Annotated in this window: 18 protein-coding genes, 1 tRNA gene and 1 riboswitch; of the genes, 11 read left to right on the top strand and 8 right to left on the bottom strand. The window is 68.8% G+C overall.

The features are described 5' to 3' along the window. The first annotated feature begins 15 nt into the window (after positions 1–15). Complete coding sequence (locus ACWCPI_RS16035; RefSeq protein WP_451038690.1) at positions 16–966, top strand: PLP-dependent cysteine synthase family protein; 951 nt, start codon at positions 16–18, stop codon at positions 964–966. 164 nt (positions 967–1130) lie between these two features. On the opposite strand, the gene ACWCPI_RS16030 is transcribed toward ACWCPI_RS16035, so the two are convergent. Next, positions 1131–1598 carry a type II toxin-antitoxin system PemK/MazF family toxin gene (locus ACWCPI_RS16030; RefSeq protein WP_451038689.1) on the bottom strand — a complete coding sequence of 156 codons (468 nt, stop codon included), beginning with the start codon at positions 1596–1598 and terminating at the stop codon, positions 1131–1133. Between the two features lie 222 nt (positions 1599–1820). Between ACWCPI_RS16030 and ACWCPI_RS16025 the strand changes: the two genes are divergently transcribed. Then, the gene (locus tag ACWCPI_RS16025; protein WP_019753395.1) at positions 1821–2573 is read left to right on the top strand and encodes an MBL fold metallo-hydrolase; all 753 of its coding nucleotides are present in this window, start codon (positions 1821–1823) and stop codon (positions 2571–2573) included. Positions 2574–2661: 88 nt separating this feature from the next. Here the strand turns inward: ACWCPI_RS16025 and ACWCPI_RS16020 are convergent, their stop codons facing one another. Beyond that, the gene (locus ACWCPI_RS16020) at positions 2662–3912 is read right to left on the bottom strand and encodes a PTS transporter subunit EIIC (RefSeq protein WP_388800233.1); all 1251 of its coding nucleotides are present in this window, start codon (positions 3910–3912) and stop codon (positions 2662–2664) included. Positions 3913–4033: 121 nt separating this feature from the next. Next, positions 4034–5332, bottom strand: coding sequence for a PTS transporter subunit EIIC (locus tag ACWCPI_RS16015; protein ID WP_451038688.1), 1299 nt, complete (start codon positions 5330–5332; stop codon positions 4034–4036). A 185-nt stretch (positions 5333–5517) separates the two neighbouring features. Between ACWCPI_RS16015 and ACWCPI_RS16010 the strand changes: the two genes are divergently transcribed. The 4 genes from ACWCPI_RS16010 (at position 5518) to rdgB (ending at position 7793) form a co-directional block, all read left to right on the top strand. After that, on the top strand, positions 5518–5751 hold the full coding sequence (locus tag ACWCPI_RS16010) for a glucose PTS transporter subunit EIIB (RefSeq protein WP_019754029.1): 234 nt from the start codon (positions 5518–5520) through the stop codon (positions 5749–5751). Positions 5752–5855: 104 nt separating this feature from the next. Further along, the gene (gene rph / locus ACWCPI_RS16005; protein ID WP_451038792.1) at positions 5856–6593 is read left to right on the top strand and encodes a ribonuclease PH; all 738 of its coding nucleotides are present in this window, start codon (positions 5856–5858) and stop codon (positions 6591–6593) included. Between the two features lie 147 nt (positions 6594–6740). Next, a complete protein-coding gene (locus ACWCPI_RS16000; RefSeq protein ID WP_451038687.1) occupies positions 6741–7145 on the top strand; it encodes a hypothetical protein in 405 nt (134 codons plus the stop codon). 45 nt (positions 7146–7190) lie between these two features. After that, positions 7191–7793, top strand: coding sequence for an RdgB/HAM1 family non-canonical purine NTP pyrophosphatase (gene rdgB / locus ACWCPI_RS15995; RefSeq protein ID WP_451038686.1), 603 nt, complete (start codon positions 7191–7193; stop codon positions 7791–7793). Positions 7794–7845: 52 nt separating this feature from the next. Here rdgB and ACWCPI_RS15990 read toward each other — a convergent pair. The 4 genes from ACWCPI_RS15990 to bcp all read right to left on the bottom strand — a co-directional run bounded on the left by ACWCPI_RS15990 (position 7846) and on the right by bcp (position 9868). Then, positions 7846–7927: transfer RNA gene (locus ACWCPI_RS15990), tRNA-Leu, on the bottom strand. Further along, on the bottom strand, positions 7927–8601 hold the full coding sequence (locus ACWCPI_RS15985) for an HNH endonuclease signature motif containing protein (protein ID WP_451038685.1): 675 nt from the start codon (positions 8599–8601) through the stop codon (positions 7927–7929). The genes ACWCPI_RS15990 and ACWCPI_RS15985 overlap by 1 nt, the downstream gene beginning before the upstream one ends. Then, the gene (locus tag ACWCPI_RS15980; protein WP_451038684.1) at positions 8598–9260 is read right to left on the bottom strand and encodes an HNH endonuclease signature motif containing protein; all 663 of its coding nucleotides are present in this window, start codon (positions 9258–9260) and stop codon (positions 8598–8600) included. The genes ACWCPI_RS15985 and ACWCPI_RS15980 overlap by 4 nt, the downstream gene beginning before the upstream one ends. Positions 9261–9400: 140 nt before the next feature. After that, a complete protein-coding gene (gene bcp / locus ACWCPI_RS15975) occupies positions 9401–9868 on the bottom strand; it encodes a thioredoxin-dependent thiol peroxidase (RefSeq protein WP_451038683.1) in 468 nt (155 codons plus the stop codon). Between the two features lie 95 nt (positions 9869–9963). Here bcp and ACWCPI_RS15970 point away from each other — a divergent pair, with 95 nt between their 5' ends. The 3 genes from ACWCPI_RS15970 (at position 9964) to sugE (ending at position 11179) form a co-directional block, all read left to right on the top strand. Then, positions 9964–10293 (top strand): DUF3618 domain-containing protein, encoded by a 330-nt coding sequence (locus ACWCPI_RS15970; protein ID WP_451038682.1) that lies wholly within the window; start codon positions 9964–9966, stop codon positions 10291–10293. Positions 10294–10347: 54 nt separating this feature from the next. Next, positions 10348–10704: a GroES family chaperonin gene (locus tag ACWCPI_RS15965; RefSeq protein WP_451038681.1), complete on the top strand. Its 357-nt coding sequence runs from the start codon at positions 10348–10350 to the stop codon at positions 10702–10704. Positions 10705–10761: 57 nt separating this feature from the next. Beyond that, positions 10762–10823: riboswitch (guanidine-III (ykkC-III) riboswitch) on the top strand. A gap of 35 nt (positions 10824–10858) precedes the next feature. Continuing rightward, positions 10859–11179: a quaternary ammonium compound efflux SMR transporter SugE gene (gene sugE / locus ACWCPI_RS15960; RefSeq protein WP_451038680.1), complete on the top strand. Its 321-nt coding sequence runs from the start codon at positions 10859–10861 to the stop codon at positions 11177–11179. 33 nt (positions 11180–11212) lie between these two features. Here the strand turns inward: sugE and ACWCPI_RS15955 are convergent, their stop codons facing one another. Continuing rightward, positions 11213–13588, bottom strand: a complete 2376-nt coding sequence (locus ACWCPI_RS15955; protein WP_451038679.1) for a transglycosylase domain-containing protein — start codon at positions 13586–13588, stop codon at positions 11213–11215. Positions 13589–13824: 236 nt separating this feature from the next. Between ACWCPI_RS15955 and ACWCPI_RS15950 the strand changes: the two genes are divergently transcribed. Then, positions 13825–14625, top strand: coding sequence for an ABC transporter permease (locus ACWCPI_RS15950; protein ID WP_451038791.1), 801 nt, complete (start codon positions 13825–13827; stop codon positions 14623–14625). Then, positions 14618–15439 (top strand): ABC transporter permease, encoded by an 822-nt coding sequence (locus ACWCPI_RS15945; protein WP_451038678.1) that lies wholly within the window; start codon positions 14618–14620, stop codon positions 15437–15439. The genes ACWCPI_RS15950 and ACWCPI_RS15945 overlap by 8 nt, the downstream gene beginning before the upstream one ends. The last annotated feature ends 6 nt before the right edge of the window (positions 15440–15445 follow it).

The following is a 15445-nucleotide window of genomic DNA, read 5'->3' as shown; positions in this document are numbered from 1 at the left end:
GGGCCCTGACCTCCGATGCGTTACGACTCCCCGTTGGCCGCGGTCGGCAACACCCCGCTGGTGTGCCTGCCGCGGCTCTCGCCGTCCGCCGACGTCCGCATCTGGGCCAAGCTGGAGGACCGCAACCCCACCGGCTCGGTCAAGGACCGCCCCGCGCTGCACATGATCGAGCAGGCGGAGAAGGACGGCCGTCTCACGCCGGGCTGCACCATCCTGGAGCCCACCAGCGGCAACACCGGCATCTCGCTGGCCATGGCCGCCAAGCTCAAGGGCTACCGCATGGTGTGCGTGATGCCCGAGAACACCTCGCAGGAACGCCGTGACCTGCTCGGCATGTGGGGCGCGGAGATCATCTCGTCCCCCGCCGCGGGCGGCTCCAACACCGCCGTACGCGTCGCCAAGGAACTCGCGGCCGAGCACCCCGACTGGGTGATGCTCTACCAGTACGGCAACCCCGACAACGCGGGCGCCCACTACGCGACGACCGGCCCGGAGATCCTCGCCGACCTCCCCTCGGTCACCCACTTCGTCGCCGGCCTCGGCACCACCGGCACCCTGATGGGCGTCGGCCGCTACCTGCGCGAACACAAGCCGGACGTGAAGATCGTCGCCGCCGAGCCGCGCTACGACGACCTCGTCTACGGCCTGCGCAACCTCGACGAGGGCTTCGTGCCCGAGCTGTACGACGCCTCCGTCCTGACCACCCGCTTCTCGGTCGGCTCGGCCGACGCGGTCACCCGCACCCGTGAGCTCCTGCAGCAGGAAGGTATCTTCGCGGGCGTCTCCACCGGAGCCGCGCTGCACGCCGCGATCGGCGTGGGCAACAAGGCGCTGAAGGCGGGTCAGTCCGCCGACATCGTGTTCGTCGTCGCCGACGGCGGCTGGAAGTACCTCTCGACCGGCGTCTACACCGCGGCGACGACGGAAGAGGCCATCGAGACGCTCCAGGGCCAGCTCTGGGCGTGAGCCGGCCCTCCGGCTCGGGGGCCGCGAGGCCCTGACGGGGCGAGTGACGGCGCCCCGGGGTCCGTCGTTCGGATCAGGCCTGCTGGAGCAGGACGCCGTCTTCCGGCCGACCCGAGCGGGGCGTGCCACGCCCCGCGGCGCCGGCACGATCCGAACGAAAGGCCCTATGTCGCGAGGTGACGGACCTGGTCCCACACGATCGGGTCCATCACCCCCACCCGCCGCCGGAAGTCCCACACCGGCACGTGGCGCAGCTCTGCCGTCTCCAGAAAGCTCGCCCGCCCTCGGGCGTCCCCGACCGAACCCGGCGGCAGCGGGATGACCCCGTGCCGCTCGTCGCGGTACTTGCTGGTGATCTTGGCGACGGTGACCTGCTGCCCGCGCACCGCGAGCACCAGACACGGCCGGTCCTTCGCCCCCGGCCCGTCCTCGTACGGCACGTTCGCCCACCAGATCTCCGCGGGCTCCGGCCGACGCGCCGGAGCACGCCCCCCGGCCCGCCCCTGAGGCCGCCCGGGCGGCCGGGTCCGCCGCCCCTGGGGCCGCCGCCCGCGCCCCCACCCGTCGACGAGCGTGGCGACCAGCGCCAGCAGTACCACCGCCGCGAGCGCGAGCCACCAGGACGTGTCCATAGGGACGAAGGTACCGGCGCGCACACACCCGCGCGCGCTTTCTCTCACGCCTCACACTCCCCGCTTCCAGCCGAACGCGTGACACCACAGGTGAGTTCCCCCACAACAGCCCTTGGCGGAGGAGCGACCGGAGGTTTTGCGCCTTACGCTCGACAAACCGCACGACCCCCGACGCCAAAGTTCCCGATCCTCTCATTTTCCGCCAGCGGAGGTTTCTGTTTCATGAAGCTCACCGTCGTCGGCTGCTCGGGGTCGTTCCCGTCCGCGGAATCGGCCTGTTCGAGCTACCTCGTCGAGGCCGACGGCTTCCGGCTGCTTCTCGACCTGGGCAACGGCGCCCTCGGCGAGCTGCAGCGCCACTGCGGTCTCTACGACCTCGACGCGATCTTCCTCAGTCATCTGCACGCCGATCACTGCATCGACATGTGCGCGTACTTCGTGGCGCGCTACTACCGGCACGACGGCGGCCGCTGCGGCCCCATCCCGGTCTACGGACCCGAGGGCACGGAACAGCGCCTGACCACCGCCTACGCCGACACCCCCACCGCCTCGTCCATGAGCGAGGTCTTCGACTTCCACACGGTCAAGCCGTCCACCTTCGAGATCGGCCCGTTCACGGTGCACACGGAACGCGTGGCCCATCCGGTGGAGGCGTACGGCATCCGCATCGAGCACGGCGGCAAGGTCCTGACCTACTCCGGTGACACGGGCATCAGCACCGCCCTGGACGAACTCGCCCTCGACGCCGACCTCTTCCTGTGCGAGGCAGCCTTCACGCACGGCAAGGAGGACATCCCCGACCTGCACCTCAACGGCCGCGAGGCCGGGCAGACAGCCGCCCGCGCGGGTGTGCGCCGCCTGGTCCTCACCCACATCCCGCCGTGGACCGACCCCCAGATCAACCTGGCCGACGCGCGCGCGGTCTACGACGGTCCGGTGGAGCTGGCGGCGCCGAGGCAGACGTACGAGATCTAGTAGAGGCGGATGTACGGGGTTCGGGCCCGTACGTGCGCGAAGGCCCCGGAACCTTCCCGGTTCCGGGGCCTTCGTCGTGCCGTGGCGCTCACGCCTTGGTGAGGTCCTCGACCTCCTCCTCGGGCTCGCGGCCCGGGGTGGCCAGGTTCCACTTGGTGATGGCGAAACGGAAGACGGAGTAGTAGACGGCGGCGAAGACCAGGCCGACCGGGATGATCATCCAGGGCTTGGTGGCCAGGCTCCAGTTGAGGAAGTAGTCGATCGCGCCGGCCGAGAAGCTGAAGCCGTGGTGGACGCCCAGGGCCCAGGTGACGGCCATCGAGAGGGCGGTCAGCACCGCGTGGATGACGTACAGCACCGGGGCGATGAACATGAACGCGAACTCGATCGGCTCGGTGATGCCGGTGACGAACGAGGTCAGCGCGAGCGACATCATCATGCCGCCGACGGCCTTGCGGCGCTCGGGCCGGGCGCAGTGCGTGATGGCCAGGGCGGCGGCCGGGAGCGCGAACATCATGATCGGGAAGAAGCCCGTCATGAACTGGCCGGCGGTCGGGTCACCGTGGAAGAAGCGCGGCAGGTCACCGTGCCAGACAGCGCCCGCGGAGTCCTTGAAGGATCCGATCTCCTGCCAGGCCACGGTGTTGACGAACTGGTGCATGCCGACCGGGAGCAGCGCGCGGTTGATGGCGCCGAAGACGGCCGCGCCCGCGGCGCCGAGGCCGGTCATCCACTCGCCGAAGCTGGTGATCACGTCACCGACGGGCTCCCAGACCAGGCCGAAGAAGACACCGACAGCGGTGCCGATGAAGGCCATCAGGATCGGGACCAGACGGCGGCCGTTGAAGAAGCCCAGCCAGTCGGGGAGCTTGGTGCGGTGGAATCGCTGCCAGGTGACGGCGGCGATCAGGCCCATCACGATGCCGCCGAGCACCTTGGGATCGTTGTACGTCGCAGCGACGTCCGCGCCCTTGGTTATCTTGGCCTCGGTGATCGGGAACGCGGTCAGCACGTTCTTGTACACCAGGAAGCCGACCAGCGCCGCCAGCGCCGTGGAGCCGTCGGCCTTCTTGGCGAAGCCGATGGCGATGCCCACGCAGAACAGCAGCGGCAGGTTGGCGAAGACGGCATCGCCGGCCGTCATGAAGACGGCGGCGACCTTGTTCCAGCCGAGACCGTCCTTGCCGAACACGTCGTCCTGGCCCAGGCGCAGCAGGATGCCCGCCGCCGGCAACACGGCAATGGGCAGCTGCAGGCTGCGGCCGACCTTCTGCAGGCCCTGGAAAAGACCGGATCCCCACTTCTTCGTGGGGGCCGCCGATGCGGTGGCGGTGCTCATAGACTTCCTCCATCGGGTGGTGGTCTACACCACTCAGTGGTGTAGACCTGTTGTAGCACGATGAAGGTGAGATAAGGAACCCGCGATTCCCAAGGGTTTTCCCGACCGTTACCAGGCCCTTTTAGATCTTTGTGACGTCCTCGACCTCGTCCTCCGGCTCCCTGCCCGGAGTCCTGAGATCGAACCTGGTGATCGCGAAACGGAAGATCCCGTAATAGACGACCGCGAAGCACAGACCGATCGGAATGATCGCCCAAGGCCTCGTCGCCAGATTCCAGTTGATGACGTAGTCGATCAGCCCGGCCGAGAAGCTGAAACCGTCGTGCACGCCGAGCCCCCACGTCACCGCCATCGACACCCCCGTCAACAGGGCGTGCACCACGTACAGGAGCGGAGCGACGAACAGGAACGAGTACTCGATCGGTTCCGTGATCCCCGTGACGAACGACGTCAGCGCCACCGACGTCATCAGACCCCCGACCTCCTTGCGGCGACTCGGTCTGGCGCAGTGCGTGATGGCGAGGGCCGCCGCCGGCAACGCGAACATCATGATCGGGAAGAACCCCGAGGTGAACTGACCCGCGTCCGGGTCGCCCGCGAGGAACATGTTGATGTCCCCGTGCACCACCTCCCCGTCCGGCGTGGTGTAGCTGCCGAACTGGAACCAGATCGGCACGTTCAGGAACTGATGCAACCCGACCACCAGCAACGCGCGGTTGGCGACGCCGAACACACCCGCACCCCACGCACCCAGGTCGCTCATCCAGTCGCTGAAACTCTCCAGCGCGTCCCCGACCGGCGGCCACACCCACAGACACAACGCGGCGAACCCGATCGCCACGAACGCCATGATGATCGGGACCAGCCGCCGCCCGTTGAAGAAGCCCAGCCAGTCCACCAGCCGCGTGCGGTGGTAACGCTGCCAGAAGAAGGCCGCCAGCAGACCGACGACGATGCCGCCGAACACACCCGGGTTCTGGTACTCGTACGCACTCACCGTCCCGTCGGCCGCCGCACAGCCGATGTCGGTGACCTCCCTCGTCCCCGCCGGACAGTCCTCCGGGAACTCACGCAGCACGTTGTAGTAGACGAGGAACCCCACCACCGCCGCCAGCGCCGTCGAGCCGTCCGCCTTCTTCGCCATGCCGATGGCCACGCCGACGCAGAACAGCAACGGCAACCCCAGCGAGCCGTCCAGCAGCGCACCACCCGCGCCGTCCATCACCTTCGCGACGTTGTCCCAGCCCAGCCCGTCGTCCCCGAACACATCCGGCTGCCCCAGCCGGTTGAGGATGCCCGCGGCCGGCAGCACGGCGATGGGAAGCTGCAGACTGCGCCCCATCTTCTGCAACCCCTGGAACGCGCGGTTCCAACGGGCACGCGCGGGACTGACCGTACCGTCGGCGCTGTCGGCGCTCATCGCTTCCCTTTCCGGCTCCCCCCACCGCTGGGTTTGTCGGCCGTCCCCGTGGTGGTGTAGACCAGTCGGCGGGACGGTTCCGCTGTCGTGAACGCCATCCTTCGGCAGGTACGACAGGACCGCTCGCAAAGATGGGCCAACTGTGGGTTACTGCGACAAAGCGGTTCGGATCAGGGAGAAGGAACATGGCCACCAAGGCTGAGAAGATCGTCGCCGGGCTCGGCGGCATCGACAACATCGAAGAGATCGAGGGCTGCATCACCCGACTCCGCACCGAGGTCAGCGACCCCGCACTGGTCGACGAGTCCGCCCTCAAGGCCGCCGGCGCCCACGGCGTCGTCAAGATGGGAACCGCCATCCAGGTCGTCATCGGCACCGACGCCGACCCCATCGCGGCAGAGATCGAAGACATGATGTGACGCACCCGCGTCCACAGCGGCCACACCTTCAGGCCCTGCCGGGCCCCTCCCCAGCACGGGAGGGGCCCTTCCCATCTGCGACTAGGCTCAACGCCATGTCCTCACTGTCTCGAATCGACGGCCGCACCCCCGAACAACTCCGCCCCGTCACCATCGAACGCGCCTGGAGCAAGCACGCCGAAGGCTCCGTCCTCGTCTCCTTCGGCGACACCAAGGTCCTGTGCACCGCCTCCTTCACCGAAGGCGTCCCGCGCTGGCGCAAGGGCAGCGGCGAGGGCTGGGTCACCGCGGAATACGCCATGCTGCCCCGCGCCACCAACACCCGCGGCGACCGCGAATCCGTCCGAGGCAAGATCGGCGGCCGCACCCACGAGATCAGCCGCCTCATCGGCCGCTCCCTGCGCGCCGTCATCGACTACAAGGCACTCGGCGAGAACACCATCGTCCTCGACTGCGACGTCCTCCAAGCCGACGGCGGCACCCGCACCGCAGCCATCACCGGCGCCTACGTCGCCCTCGCCGACGCCGTCTCCTGGGCCCAGGGCAAAAAACTGATCAAGCCCGGCCGCAAGCCGCTCACCGGCACCGTCAGCGCCATCTCCGTCGGCATCGTCGACGGCGTCCCCCTCCTCGACCTGCGCTACGAGGAAGACGTCAAGGCCGACACCGACATGAACGTCGTCTGCACCGGCGACGGCCGCTTCGTCGAGGTCCAGGGCACCGCCGAGGCCGAACCCTTCGCCCGCGAGGAACTCAACGCCCTGCTCGACCTCGCCGTCTCGGGCTGCGGGGAACTGGCGGAACTCCAGCGCAAGGCACTTGATACCGTCCTCGAAAAGTAAAGGACACACCAAGAACAGCTGGTGCCCCGGGCAACCGCGCCGCCGTTCCCCGCGTCACTACGGGTACGGGCGTACGGCACACCACCGTACGCCCGGCCAGTGAACAACGGGGGGCCGCAAGCCCTGGGCAGGGAGGGAACGTCAACCATGGCCACGAGCCGACGCCGCCGGAGCCGTATCGCCATAGCCGCCGCAGCCGTCGCGGCTGCCGCACTGACGGCCGGGCTGACCACCGGCTGCGACGCCGTCAGCAAGGCGATGGACTGCGTCCAGACCGCCGACGCCATCGCCGACAGCGTCACCGAACTCCAGCAGGCCGTGGACAGCGCCGCCAACGACCCGACCCAGCTCGAGGAATCGCTGACCTCCATCGACAAGAACCTCGACAAGATCGGCGACAAGACCGACAACACCGACGTCAACAAGGCGGTGGACGACCTCCAGCAGGCCGTCACCAACGTCCGCGACTCGATCAAGAACGGCGACGAGACCCCCGACATCACCCCCGTCACCAGCGCCGCCGGTGAACTCACCAAGGTCTGCACGCCGTAACACCCGGCACGGGCAAGCGGGCCGGGCGCCGCGATACTGGACCCCATGACCCGCTTGATCCTCGCCACCCGCAACGCCGGAAAGATCACCGAACTCAGGGCGATCCTCGCCGACGCAGACCTCCCTCACGAACTCGTCGGCGCGGACGCCTACCCGGACATCCCCGACGTCAAGGAAACCGGCGTCACCTTCGCCGAGAACGCACTGCTCAAAGCCCACGCCCTCGCCCGGGCCACCGGCCTCCCGGCGGTCGCCGACGACTCCGGCCTGTGCGTCGACGTCCTGAACGGCGCCCCCGGCATCTTCTCCGCCCGCTGGGCCGGCCGGCACGGCGACGACCAGGCGAACCTGAACCTCCTCCTCGCCCAGCTCTCCGACATCGACGACGCACACCGCGGCGCCCACTTCGCGTGCGCGGCCGCCCTCGCCCTGCCGGACGGCACGGAGCGGGTGGTCGAGGGACAGTTGCGCGGCGTGCTCCGGCACGCGCCGGTGGGCACGAACGGGTTCGGGTACGACCCGATCCTGCAGCCGGAGGGGGAGACGCGGACGTGCGCCGAACTCAGTGCCGAGGAGAAGAACGCGATCAGCCATCGGGGGAAGGCGTTCCGGGCGTTGGTGCCGGTGGTGAAGGAGCTGCTGGGCTGACCCTGAAGGGAACGGCCTGCGCAAGGAACCTTCGATGCGCAGGCCGTACTCGTGCGGCGGAAGGGATTCGAACCCTCAAGCCCGCTAGGGCCACAGGACCTAAACCTGCTGTGTCGCCATTGCACCACCGCCGCTAGCCGTCTGTCATCGTACCGGCAGTCGCTCGCGGCCTGTTGCCTCCCCTGCACCAGGTGCTCGTGATCGCGTGACAGTTGGGGCACAGCAGCCGCAGATTCTGCCGCCGGTTGTCGCTCCAGTCACCGCTGATGTGATCGACCTCCAGGGTCATGGGCTTGCCGAGCCACTCCGGGCCCACCCCGCACCGTGCGCACTCCTCGGCGACACCGACCGCCAGAAGGGCACGACGTAGCAGACCGGTAGCTGTCCGCTGGGTGCCGCTGTGCCGGATCAGTACCTCTTGCGGGCGCTTCGCGTTCGCTGCCGGTCTGCCTCGCTGATGGGCCTGCCCAAGGAAGTGCGAGGTGTCGATGTCGTGCTCGGCGATCCACCTGCGCACCTGGGTGCGTTGCGAGCCGTTGCCCGGGCGATCCAGACGGCGCAGGACCTCCGCGAGGGAGGATGACTCGGCGACCGCCGAACGCAGGTCGCTCTCCGTGGGACGAGGACGTCGGCCGCAGGGACGGAAGTGCGAGATGTCGATGCCGAAGTGGGCGAAACGTGCGACGAGGTAGCGACGCAGGTTCCCGTACGGCCGCGTACCGAGGAAGACGATGACCTCGTCGATGTCGGTGCACAGACGGGCCGCTTCGGCCAGTCGCTCCCGGCTGTACCGAGTGCCGCTGCTCATGAGGCCCGTTCCCTGGTGCGCCGTTTGCCGCGGCCGCGGTAACCGTCGGTCGTCGAGTGGCAGTTGGGGCAGAGCAGGCGCAGGTTTTCGATCCGGTTGTTCCGCCAGTTGCCGTCGATGTGGTCGACCTCAAGGGGCAGAGGCTCGCCGAGCCAGACGGCTTCGATTCCGCACAGGGCGCATCGCTCCGCCCCGCCCATCGCGCGCATCGCCCGCTTGAGACGGCTGCTCGGTACGCGTCCGGCGTGCGCCGAGGTGACCTCCGTGAGGATCTCTCCGGCTGTCCGGCGACGCTGGTTGTGGCGTTGCCGCTCCGTGCGGACGACCGAGGTGAAGTGCGAGGTGTCGAGGCCGTACGCCTTGATGTGCCGCGAGATGTTCGTGTGGTGCCCGCCGACCGGGTCGAGTCCCAGGCGGCGCAGTACCTCGTTGACGCTCGTCGACAGGGCGACCACCGGTTCGAGGATCTCCCGCGTCCACTTGGCGCCCTCCCGCTCGAAGTGCGCGACGTCCACGCCGAGCTTCTTCATCCGCTCGTGGACATACCGCCGCTTCCAGCTCTTCGGATCCACCCCCAACCGCACACACGCCTCCGACAACGTCCGCGCCCCCCGAGCCGCCTCCTCCAGCCGCTCCCTGGTGTACGCACTGGCCCCCATCGAGCCCCTCCGTTCTCGACCACCCGTTCGTGATCTCGTACGGAGTAACGAACCGTTTATCGGACGGTCACGCCCGAACGGCAAAGCGGCCCGGTCCGGGGTGATCCGGGCCGGGCCGCTTCGAGCGGACGAGGAGGGTCTCAGATGCCCAGGTCCTTGATGATCTTCGCGACGTGGCCGGTCGCCCGGACGTTGTACAGCGCCCGCTCGACCTTGCCCTCCTCGTCCACGACGATCGTGGAGCGGATGACGCCCAGGTAGGTCTTGCCGTAGTTCTTCTTCTCGCCGAAGGCGCCGTAGGACTCCGTGACGGTCTTCTCGGGGTCGGCGAGCAGGGTGATCTTCAGGGACTCCTTCTCGCGGAATTTGGCGAGCTTCTCCGGCTTGTCGGGGGAGATGCCGATCACGTCGTAGCCGGCGCCGGCCAGGAGCTCCAGGTTGTCCGTGAAGTCGCAGGCCTGCTTGGTGCAGCCGGGGGTGAGGGCCGCCGGGTAGAAGTACACGATGACCTTGCGGCCCTTGTGGTCCGAGAGGGACACCTCGTTGCCGTCGGCGTCGGGCAGGGTGAAGGCGGGGGCCACGTCCCCCGGCTGGAGTCGCTCGCTCATCGGACCAGCGTAACCGGGGAGCCTGACGGTGCGGTTCGCCGTGGAGCTGACAGACTGTCCGCAAACAGCATCAGCTTCACTTCGGAGGCCGAACGGTGGCGGACACGTCGGACACCAGAACACCGGCGCAGATCGAGGCGGACATCAAGGCCCGCCGCGCAGTGCTGGCCGAGACGCTCGACGAGATCGGGGTGCGGGTGCACCCGAAGACGATCGTCGGCGACGCGAAGGCCAAGGTCGTCTCGAACATCGACCACACGCTCGGACGGGCCTATGTCGGGGTCAACCGGGCCGTGAGCGATGTCAAGGCCAAGTTCACCGACGAGGAGGGCGCGCCCCGTATCGAGCGGATCGTGCCCGTGGCGCTCGTCGCGGTCGGCCTCGTGGGCCTGCTGGCCCTCGGCACCCGGCGCCGCAAGGGCTGAGTGACGGCGGACCCGGCGGCGGACGCAGACGGCGAAGGCAGGTAGGTTCAAGGTGTGAGCGCCAACAGAAACGAGCACAGTACCCATCACGACAAGCTGCCCATCCGGATGCTGCACGACCGTGTACTCGTGCGGCAGGACACCAACGAGGGTGAGCGGCGTTCCGGTGGCGGCATCCTGATCCCCGCCACGGCGGCCGTCGGTCGTCGGCTGGCCTGGGCGGAGGTCGTCGCGGTGGGGCAGAACGTACGGACCGTGGAGACCGGTGACCGGGTGCTGTACGACCCGGAGGACCGTGCCGAGGTCGAGGTGCGCGGGGTGGCGTACGTGCTCATGCGTGAGCGTGATCTGCATGCCGTGGCCGCCGACCGGTTCGAGGGGTCGCAGGACTCGACGGGGCTCTACCTGTAGTCCGGTGGGCGGAAGGGGCCGGTGACCAGGGTCACCGGCCCCTTGCGCCGTTCGCTTGCTAGCTTTGAAGGAGCCCGACGAGACGCGCCGTACCGGGATGCAGGAAAAGACGACGCACCCCCTCTCACGTCAATACGTCTCGGAGGTGCCCGTCGTGGCCTGGGTTCTGCTTGTCGTCGCCGGTCTGCTGGAGGTCGGCTGGTCGGTCGGCATGAAGTACACCGACGGTTTCACCCGTCTTGTCCCCAGCCTGTTCACCGGCGCGGGCATCGTCGCCAGCATGCTGCTGCTGTCCTACGCCGCGAAGTCCCTGCCCATCGGCACCGCCTACGGCGTGTGGGTGGGGATCGGGGCGGCCGGTGCGGCGGTGGTGGGCATGGTGGTGCTGGGTGAGCCGGTCACCGCCGCGCGGATCTTCTTCGTCTGTCTGCTGCTGGTCGCCGTGGTGGGGCTGAAGGCGACCAGCGGGCACTGAGCCGGCCCGGCCGTCACCGGACCGGCTCGGTGCTCACAGTCTGAGGCCCGCGGTCTGCGGTCCGCCGGTGTTGCCCGACGTTGAGCCGCCTCCGGTGTCCGTTCCGCCGGTACCGGTGTCGCCCGTACCGCCGGTGTCCGTTCCTCCGGTGTCCGTCCCGCCGGTGGTGTCTCCGGTGGTGCCGCCGTCGGTGGTGCCGCCGGTGTCCGTGCCGTCGGTGGTGCCGCCGTCGGTCGTGCCGCCTTCGGTGCCGCCGGTGTCCGTGCCGTCGGTGGTGCCGCCGTCCGTCTGTCCGGGCGTCTCACCTCCGGTCTGTCCCTCGGTGTCCGTCCCGCCGGTGGTGTCGCCGGTGGTGCCGCCGTTGTCCTGGTCGCCGCTGCCCTGGTCGCCCGGGGTGGGGTCGGTCGTCGGGTACTGGGGCACGTCGGCGCCCTCCTGGAGTTCCAGGTCGAAGTCGGTGACCGGCTCGCCCTTGAGGGCCTCCTTGGTGAACTGGGCCCAGATCGCGGTGGGCGGGCCGCTGCCGTTCATGCGCTGGAGGCCCAGGGCGCCGTACAGGGGCTTCTGGGCGGCCGTGACCGGGTCCTGGCCCATGACGGCGACGACGGTGGCGAGTTCGGGGGTGTAGCCGGCGAACCAGGCGGCCTTGTCCTCCTCCGCGGTGCCGGTCTTGCCCGCCGCCGGGCGCCCGGCGGCCTGCGCGGGGGTGCCGGTGCCGTTCTCGACGACGCTCTTGAGGACCGAGGTGGTGGTGTCGGCGGCCTCGCGGCTGATGACCTGGGAGGTCTTGCGCTTGGGCAGGTCGATGACGTCGGCGCCGTCCTTGGTGACCTTCTCGATCATGGTGTACGTGCCGTGCCTGCCGTGGTTGGCGAGGGTCGCGTAGGCCTCGGCCATGTCCAGGACGCTGGCGGTGGCGGTGCCGAGCGCGATGGACGGGTACGGGGTGAGGTCGGGGGTGGCGGCGGGCAGGCCGAGTTCGACCGCGGTGTCCTTGACCTTGGCGGGGCCGACGTCGACGGCCATCTGCGCGTACACCGAGTTGACGGACTTGTCGGTGGCCGTGCGTACGGTGATGTCGCCGTAGGAGACGTCGTCCTCGTTGGCGGGGTCGTAGCCGCCGCTCCAGCCCTGGACGGGGCGCTTGTTGGTGCCGTCGTAGATCGTGTTCGGGGTGATCGGGCGGCCGTCCTGGGTGGTCGATCCGTGCTGGACGGCCGAGGTGAACACGAACGGCTTGAACGTGGAGCCCACCTGGTAGTCCCGGCGGGTGGCGTTCGGGGTGTACTGCTTGACGTAGTCGATGCCGTTGTACATCGCGACGACCTTGCCGGTCTTCGGGTCGACGGAGGCGCCGCCCGCGCGGACATAGGTGTCGATCTTGTTGTTCTTCTTGTCCAGCTTGGACATCAGCTGGTCGTTGACCGCGTCGACGAAGGCGTTCTGCTTGTCCTTGTGCAGGGTGGTGGTGATGCGGTAGCCGCCCGCCTCCAGGTTCTCCTCCGTGGCGATCTTGTTCTCGATCAGGTAGTCCTTCACGATCCGCACGATGTAGCCGCGCTGCCCGGACAGGTTGGTGGAGGCCGTGGCCTCCTTGGGCATGGGGAACTTGATGCCGGCCCGGTCCTTCTCGGCCAGCCAGCCCTTGGTGACCATGCCGTCCAGGACGTAGTTCCAGCGGGCCAGCGCCGCGGACTTGTTCTCCGGGTGGGCGATGACGTCGTACTGGCTGGGCGCGTTGACGAGCGCGGCGAGGTAGGCGGCGCGTGCCGGGTCGAGGTCCTTGGCGTCCATGCCGTAGTAGGCCTGGGCGGCGGCCTGGATGCCGTAGGCGTTGCGGCCGAAGAAGCTGGTGTTGAGGTAGCCCTCCAGGATCTCGTCCTTGCTCTTCTCGCGGTCCAGCTTGATCGCGATGAAGAACTCCTTCACCTTGCGGGTGACGGTCTGTTCCTGGCGCAGGTAGTAGTTCTTCACGTACTGCTGGGTGATCGTGGAGCCGGACTGCTTGCCCTTGCCCAGGGCGGTGTTCCAGGCGGCGCGCACCATCGCCTTGGGGTCGACGGCGGACTCGGAGTAGAAGTCGCGGTCCTCGGCGGCCAGGATGGCGTGCCGGCCGGGCTTGGAGATCTGCGCGAGGGTGACGTTCTCGCGGTTGACCTGGCCGTCGCGGGCGATCACGGAGCCGTCCGCGTACAGGTAGACGTTGGCCTGCTTGGTGGCGAGCGCGTTGGCCGGCGGGATCTTGACCATGGAGTAGCCGAGGAAGAACAACCCGAACAGCAGCAGCGCGCCGATGACGAGGGTGCCCAGCACCGTGCGCCAGGTCGGGATGATCCGTCGCCAGCCCGTCCGTTTCGGCCGACCGGCCGTCGGGGTCGGCTGCTGTGGCGGCTGCTGCTCGTCGCTCATGTCGTGCCCGAACTCCTGTTTCGCGTCGTACGTTCCCGTACGCCTCGTACGCCTACTGCGCCCCCATTGAAGACTCTCGCACCAGGCGAACCGTTCCCGGAAACCGGCGCGTGTCCGCGAAAGTGAGCAGGCTCTCCGGTCGGCTGCTTTCCCGCCAGAAATCGGCTGGCCCTTCTCCTCGGCCGCGCACTAGGCTCCTGCGCTTCGGTGTCCGCGGGGCGAGGAGGGCTGTGGATGTGGGCTCGGGGCGGTTGTACCTGGCCGTCGCCGTAAGAGGGTTCAGACGGTACGCGACCTATCGGACGGCGACGGCGGCAGGGGTGTTCACCAACACCGTCTTCGGTGTGATCCTCGTCCACACCTATCTGGCGCTCTGGGACCAGAAGCCGCATCTCGGCGGCTACGACCAGGCGCAGGCCGTCACCTATGTGTGGCTGGGGCAGTGCCTGTACGCCACCCTCGCCATCCAGGGCGGCGGCGCCGAGAAGGACCTGATGGGGCGCATCCGCACCGGGGAGATCGCCGTCGACCTGTACCGGCCGGCCGATCTGCAGCTGTGGTGGCTGGCGAGCGATCTGGGGCGGGCGCTGTTCCAGTTGCTGGGGCGGGGCGTGGTCCCGTTCGCGTTCGGCTGGGTCTTCTTCCCCATGGCGCTGCCGACGGACGTCACCCTGTGGGCGGCTTTCGGGGTGACGCTCGTGCTGGCGGCGGTCGTCAGCTTCGCGATCCGCTACCTGGTGGCGTTGAGCGCGTTCTGGCTCATGGACGGCACGGGCGTCAACCAGGCCCTGATGATCACCGGGATCTTCTTCTCCGGCATGGTGCTGCCCCTGAACGTCTTCCCGGGAGCGCTCGGCGACATCGCGCGGGTGCTGCCGTGGGCGGCGCAGATCCAGATGCCGGCGGACGTGCTGATGGGCGAGGCGGATCCGCTGCGGGCGTACGTCTTCCAGGGGTTCTGGGCGGTGGCGCTGCTGGTGGCGGGGCGGCTGGTGCAGTCGGCGGCGACGCGGCGGGTGGTGGTCCAGGGTGGGTGAGCGCGGTGTGCTGCGCGAGGGGCTGCGGGCCTACGGCCTGGTCGCCGGGATGTGGGTCCGGTCGAGCATGACCTACCGCACCTCCTTCGTGGTCACGGTGCTGGGCAACCTGCTGGTGACCGGCCTGGACTTCGTGACGATCCTGCTGATGTTCTCGCAGGTCGACTCGTTGGGCGGCTGGTCGATGCCGGAGGTCGCGCTGCTGTACGGGCTGTCGGTGACGGCGTTCGGGATCACGGATCTGGCGCTGGGCTCCATGGACGTGCTGGGCGGCCGGATCCGGGACGGCTCGTTCGACACGCTGCTGGTGCGTCCCGCGCCGGTGCTCGCGCAGATCGGCGCGGACCACTTCGCGCTGCGCCGCCTGGGCCGGATCACGCAGGGCGCGGTGGTGCTGGGCTGGTCGCTGGTGGCCGTCGACGTGGACTGGAGTCCGGCGAAGGTGCTGCTGGTGCCGTTGGTGGTGGTCAGCGGGGCGCTGATCTTCGCGTCGTTCTTCGTGGCGGGCGCCGCCTTCCAGATCCTGGCGCAGGACGCGGCCGAGGTGCAGAACGCGTTCACGTACGGCGGGACCACCCTGTTGCAGTACCCGCCGACCGTGTTCGGCAAGGACCTGGTGCGCGGGGTGACCTTCATGCTGCCGCTCGCCTTCGTCAACTGGGTGCCCGCCTCGTACCTGTTGGGGCGGCCGTATCCGGTCGGCCTGCCCGGGTGGACGGCTTTCGCGTCACCGCTGGTGGCGCTGGGATGCTGCGCGCTGGCCGGTCTGGCGTGGCGGTCGGGGCTGAGGTCGTATCGGAGTACGGGGAGTTAGCGAGCA

This window comes from Streptomyces sp. NPDC001920 (assembly GCF_053594495.1).
Note: the sequence above shows the minus strand (reverse complement) of the source record. Positions and strands in the feature narration are given on the sequence as shown.

Coding starts and splice junctions, on each gene's coding strand:
- ACWCPI_RS16035 (WP_451038690.1), top strand. CDS start 16: ATGCGTTACGACTCCCCGTTGGCCGCGGTCGGCAACACCCCGCTGGTG.
- ACWCPI_RS16030 (WP_451038689.1), bottom strand. CDS start 1,598: ATGGACACGTCCTGGTGGCTCGCGCTCGCGGCGGTGGTACTGCTGGCG.
- ACWCPI_RS16025 (WP_019753395.1), top strand. CDS start 1,821: ATGAAGCTCACCGTCGTCGGCTGCTCGGGGTCGTTCCCGTCCGCGGAA.
- ACWCPI_RS16020 (WP_388800233.1), bottom strand. CDS start 3,912: ATGAGCACCGCCACCGCATCGGCGGCCCCCACGAAGAAGTGGGGATCC.
- ACWCPI_RS16015 (WP_451038688.1), bottom strand. CDS start 5,332: ATGAGCGCCGACAGCGCCGACGGTACGGTCAGTCCCGCGCGTGCCCGT.
- ACWCPI_RS16010 (WP_019754029.1), top strand. CDS start 5,518: ATGGCCACCAAGGCTGAGAAGATCGTCGCCGGGCTCGGCGGCATCGAC.
- ACWCPI_RS16000 (WP_451038687.1), top strand. CDS start 6,741: ATGGCCACGAGCCGACGCCGCCGGAGCCGTATCGCCATAGCCGCCGCA.
- rdgB (WP_451038686.1), top strand. CDS start 7,191: ATGACCCGCTTGATCCTCGCCACCCGCAACGCCGGAAAGATCACCGAA.
- ACWCPI_RS15985 (WP_451038685.1), bottom strand. CDS start 8,601: ATGAGCAGCGGCACTCGGTACAGCCGGGAGCGACTGGCCGAAGCGGCC.
- ACWCPI_RS15980 (WP_451038684.1), bottom strand. CDS start 9,260: ATGGGGGCCAGTGCGTACACCAGGGAGCGGCTGGAGGAGGCGGCTCGG.
- bcp (WP_451038683.1), bottom strand. CDS start 9,868: ATGAGCGAGCGACTCCAGCCGGGGGACGTGGCCCCCGCCTTCACCCTG.
- ACWCPI_RS15955 (WP_451038679.1), bottom strand. CDS start 13,588: ATGAGCGACGAGCAGCAGCCGCCACAGCAGCCGACCCCGACGGCCGGT.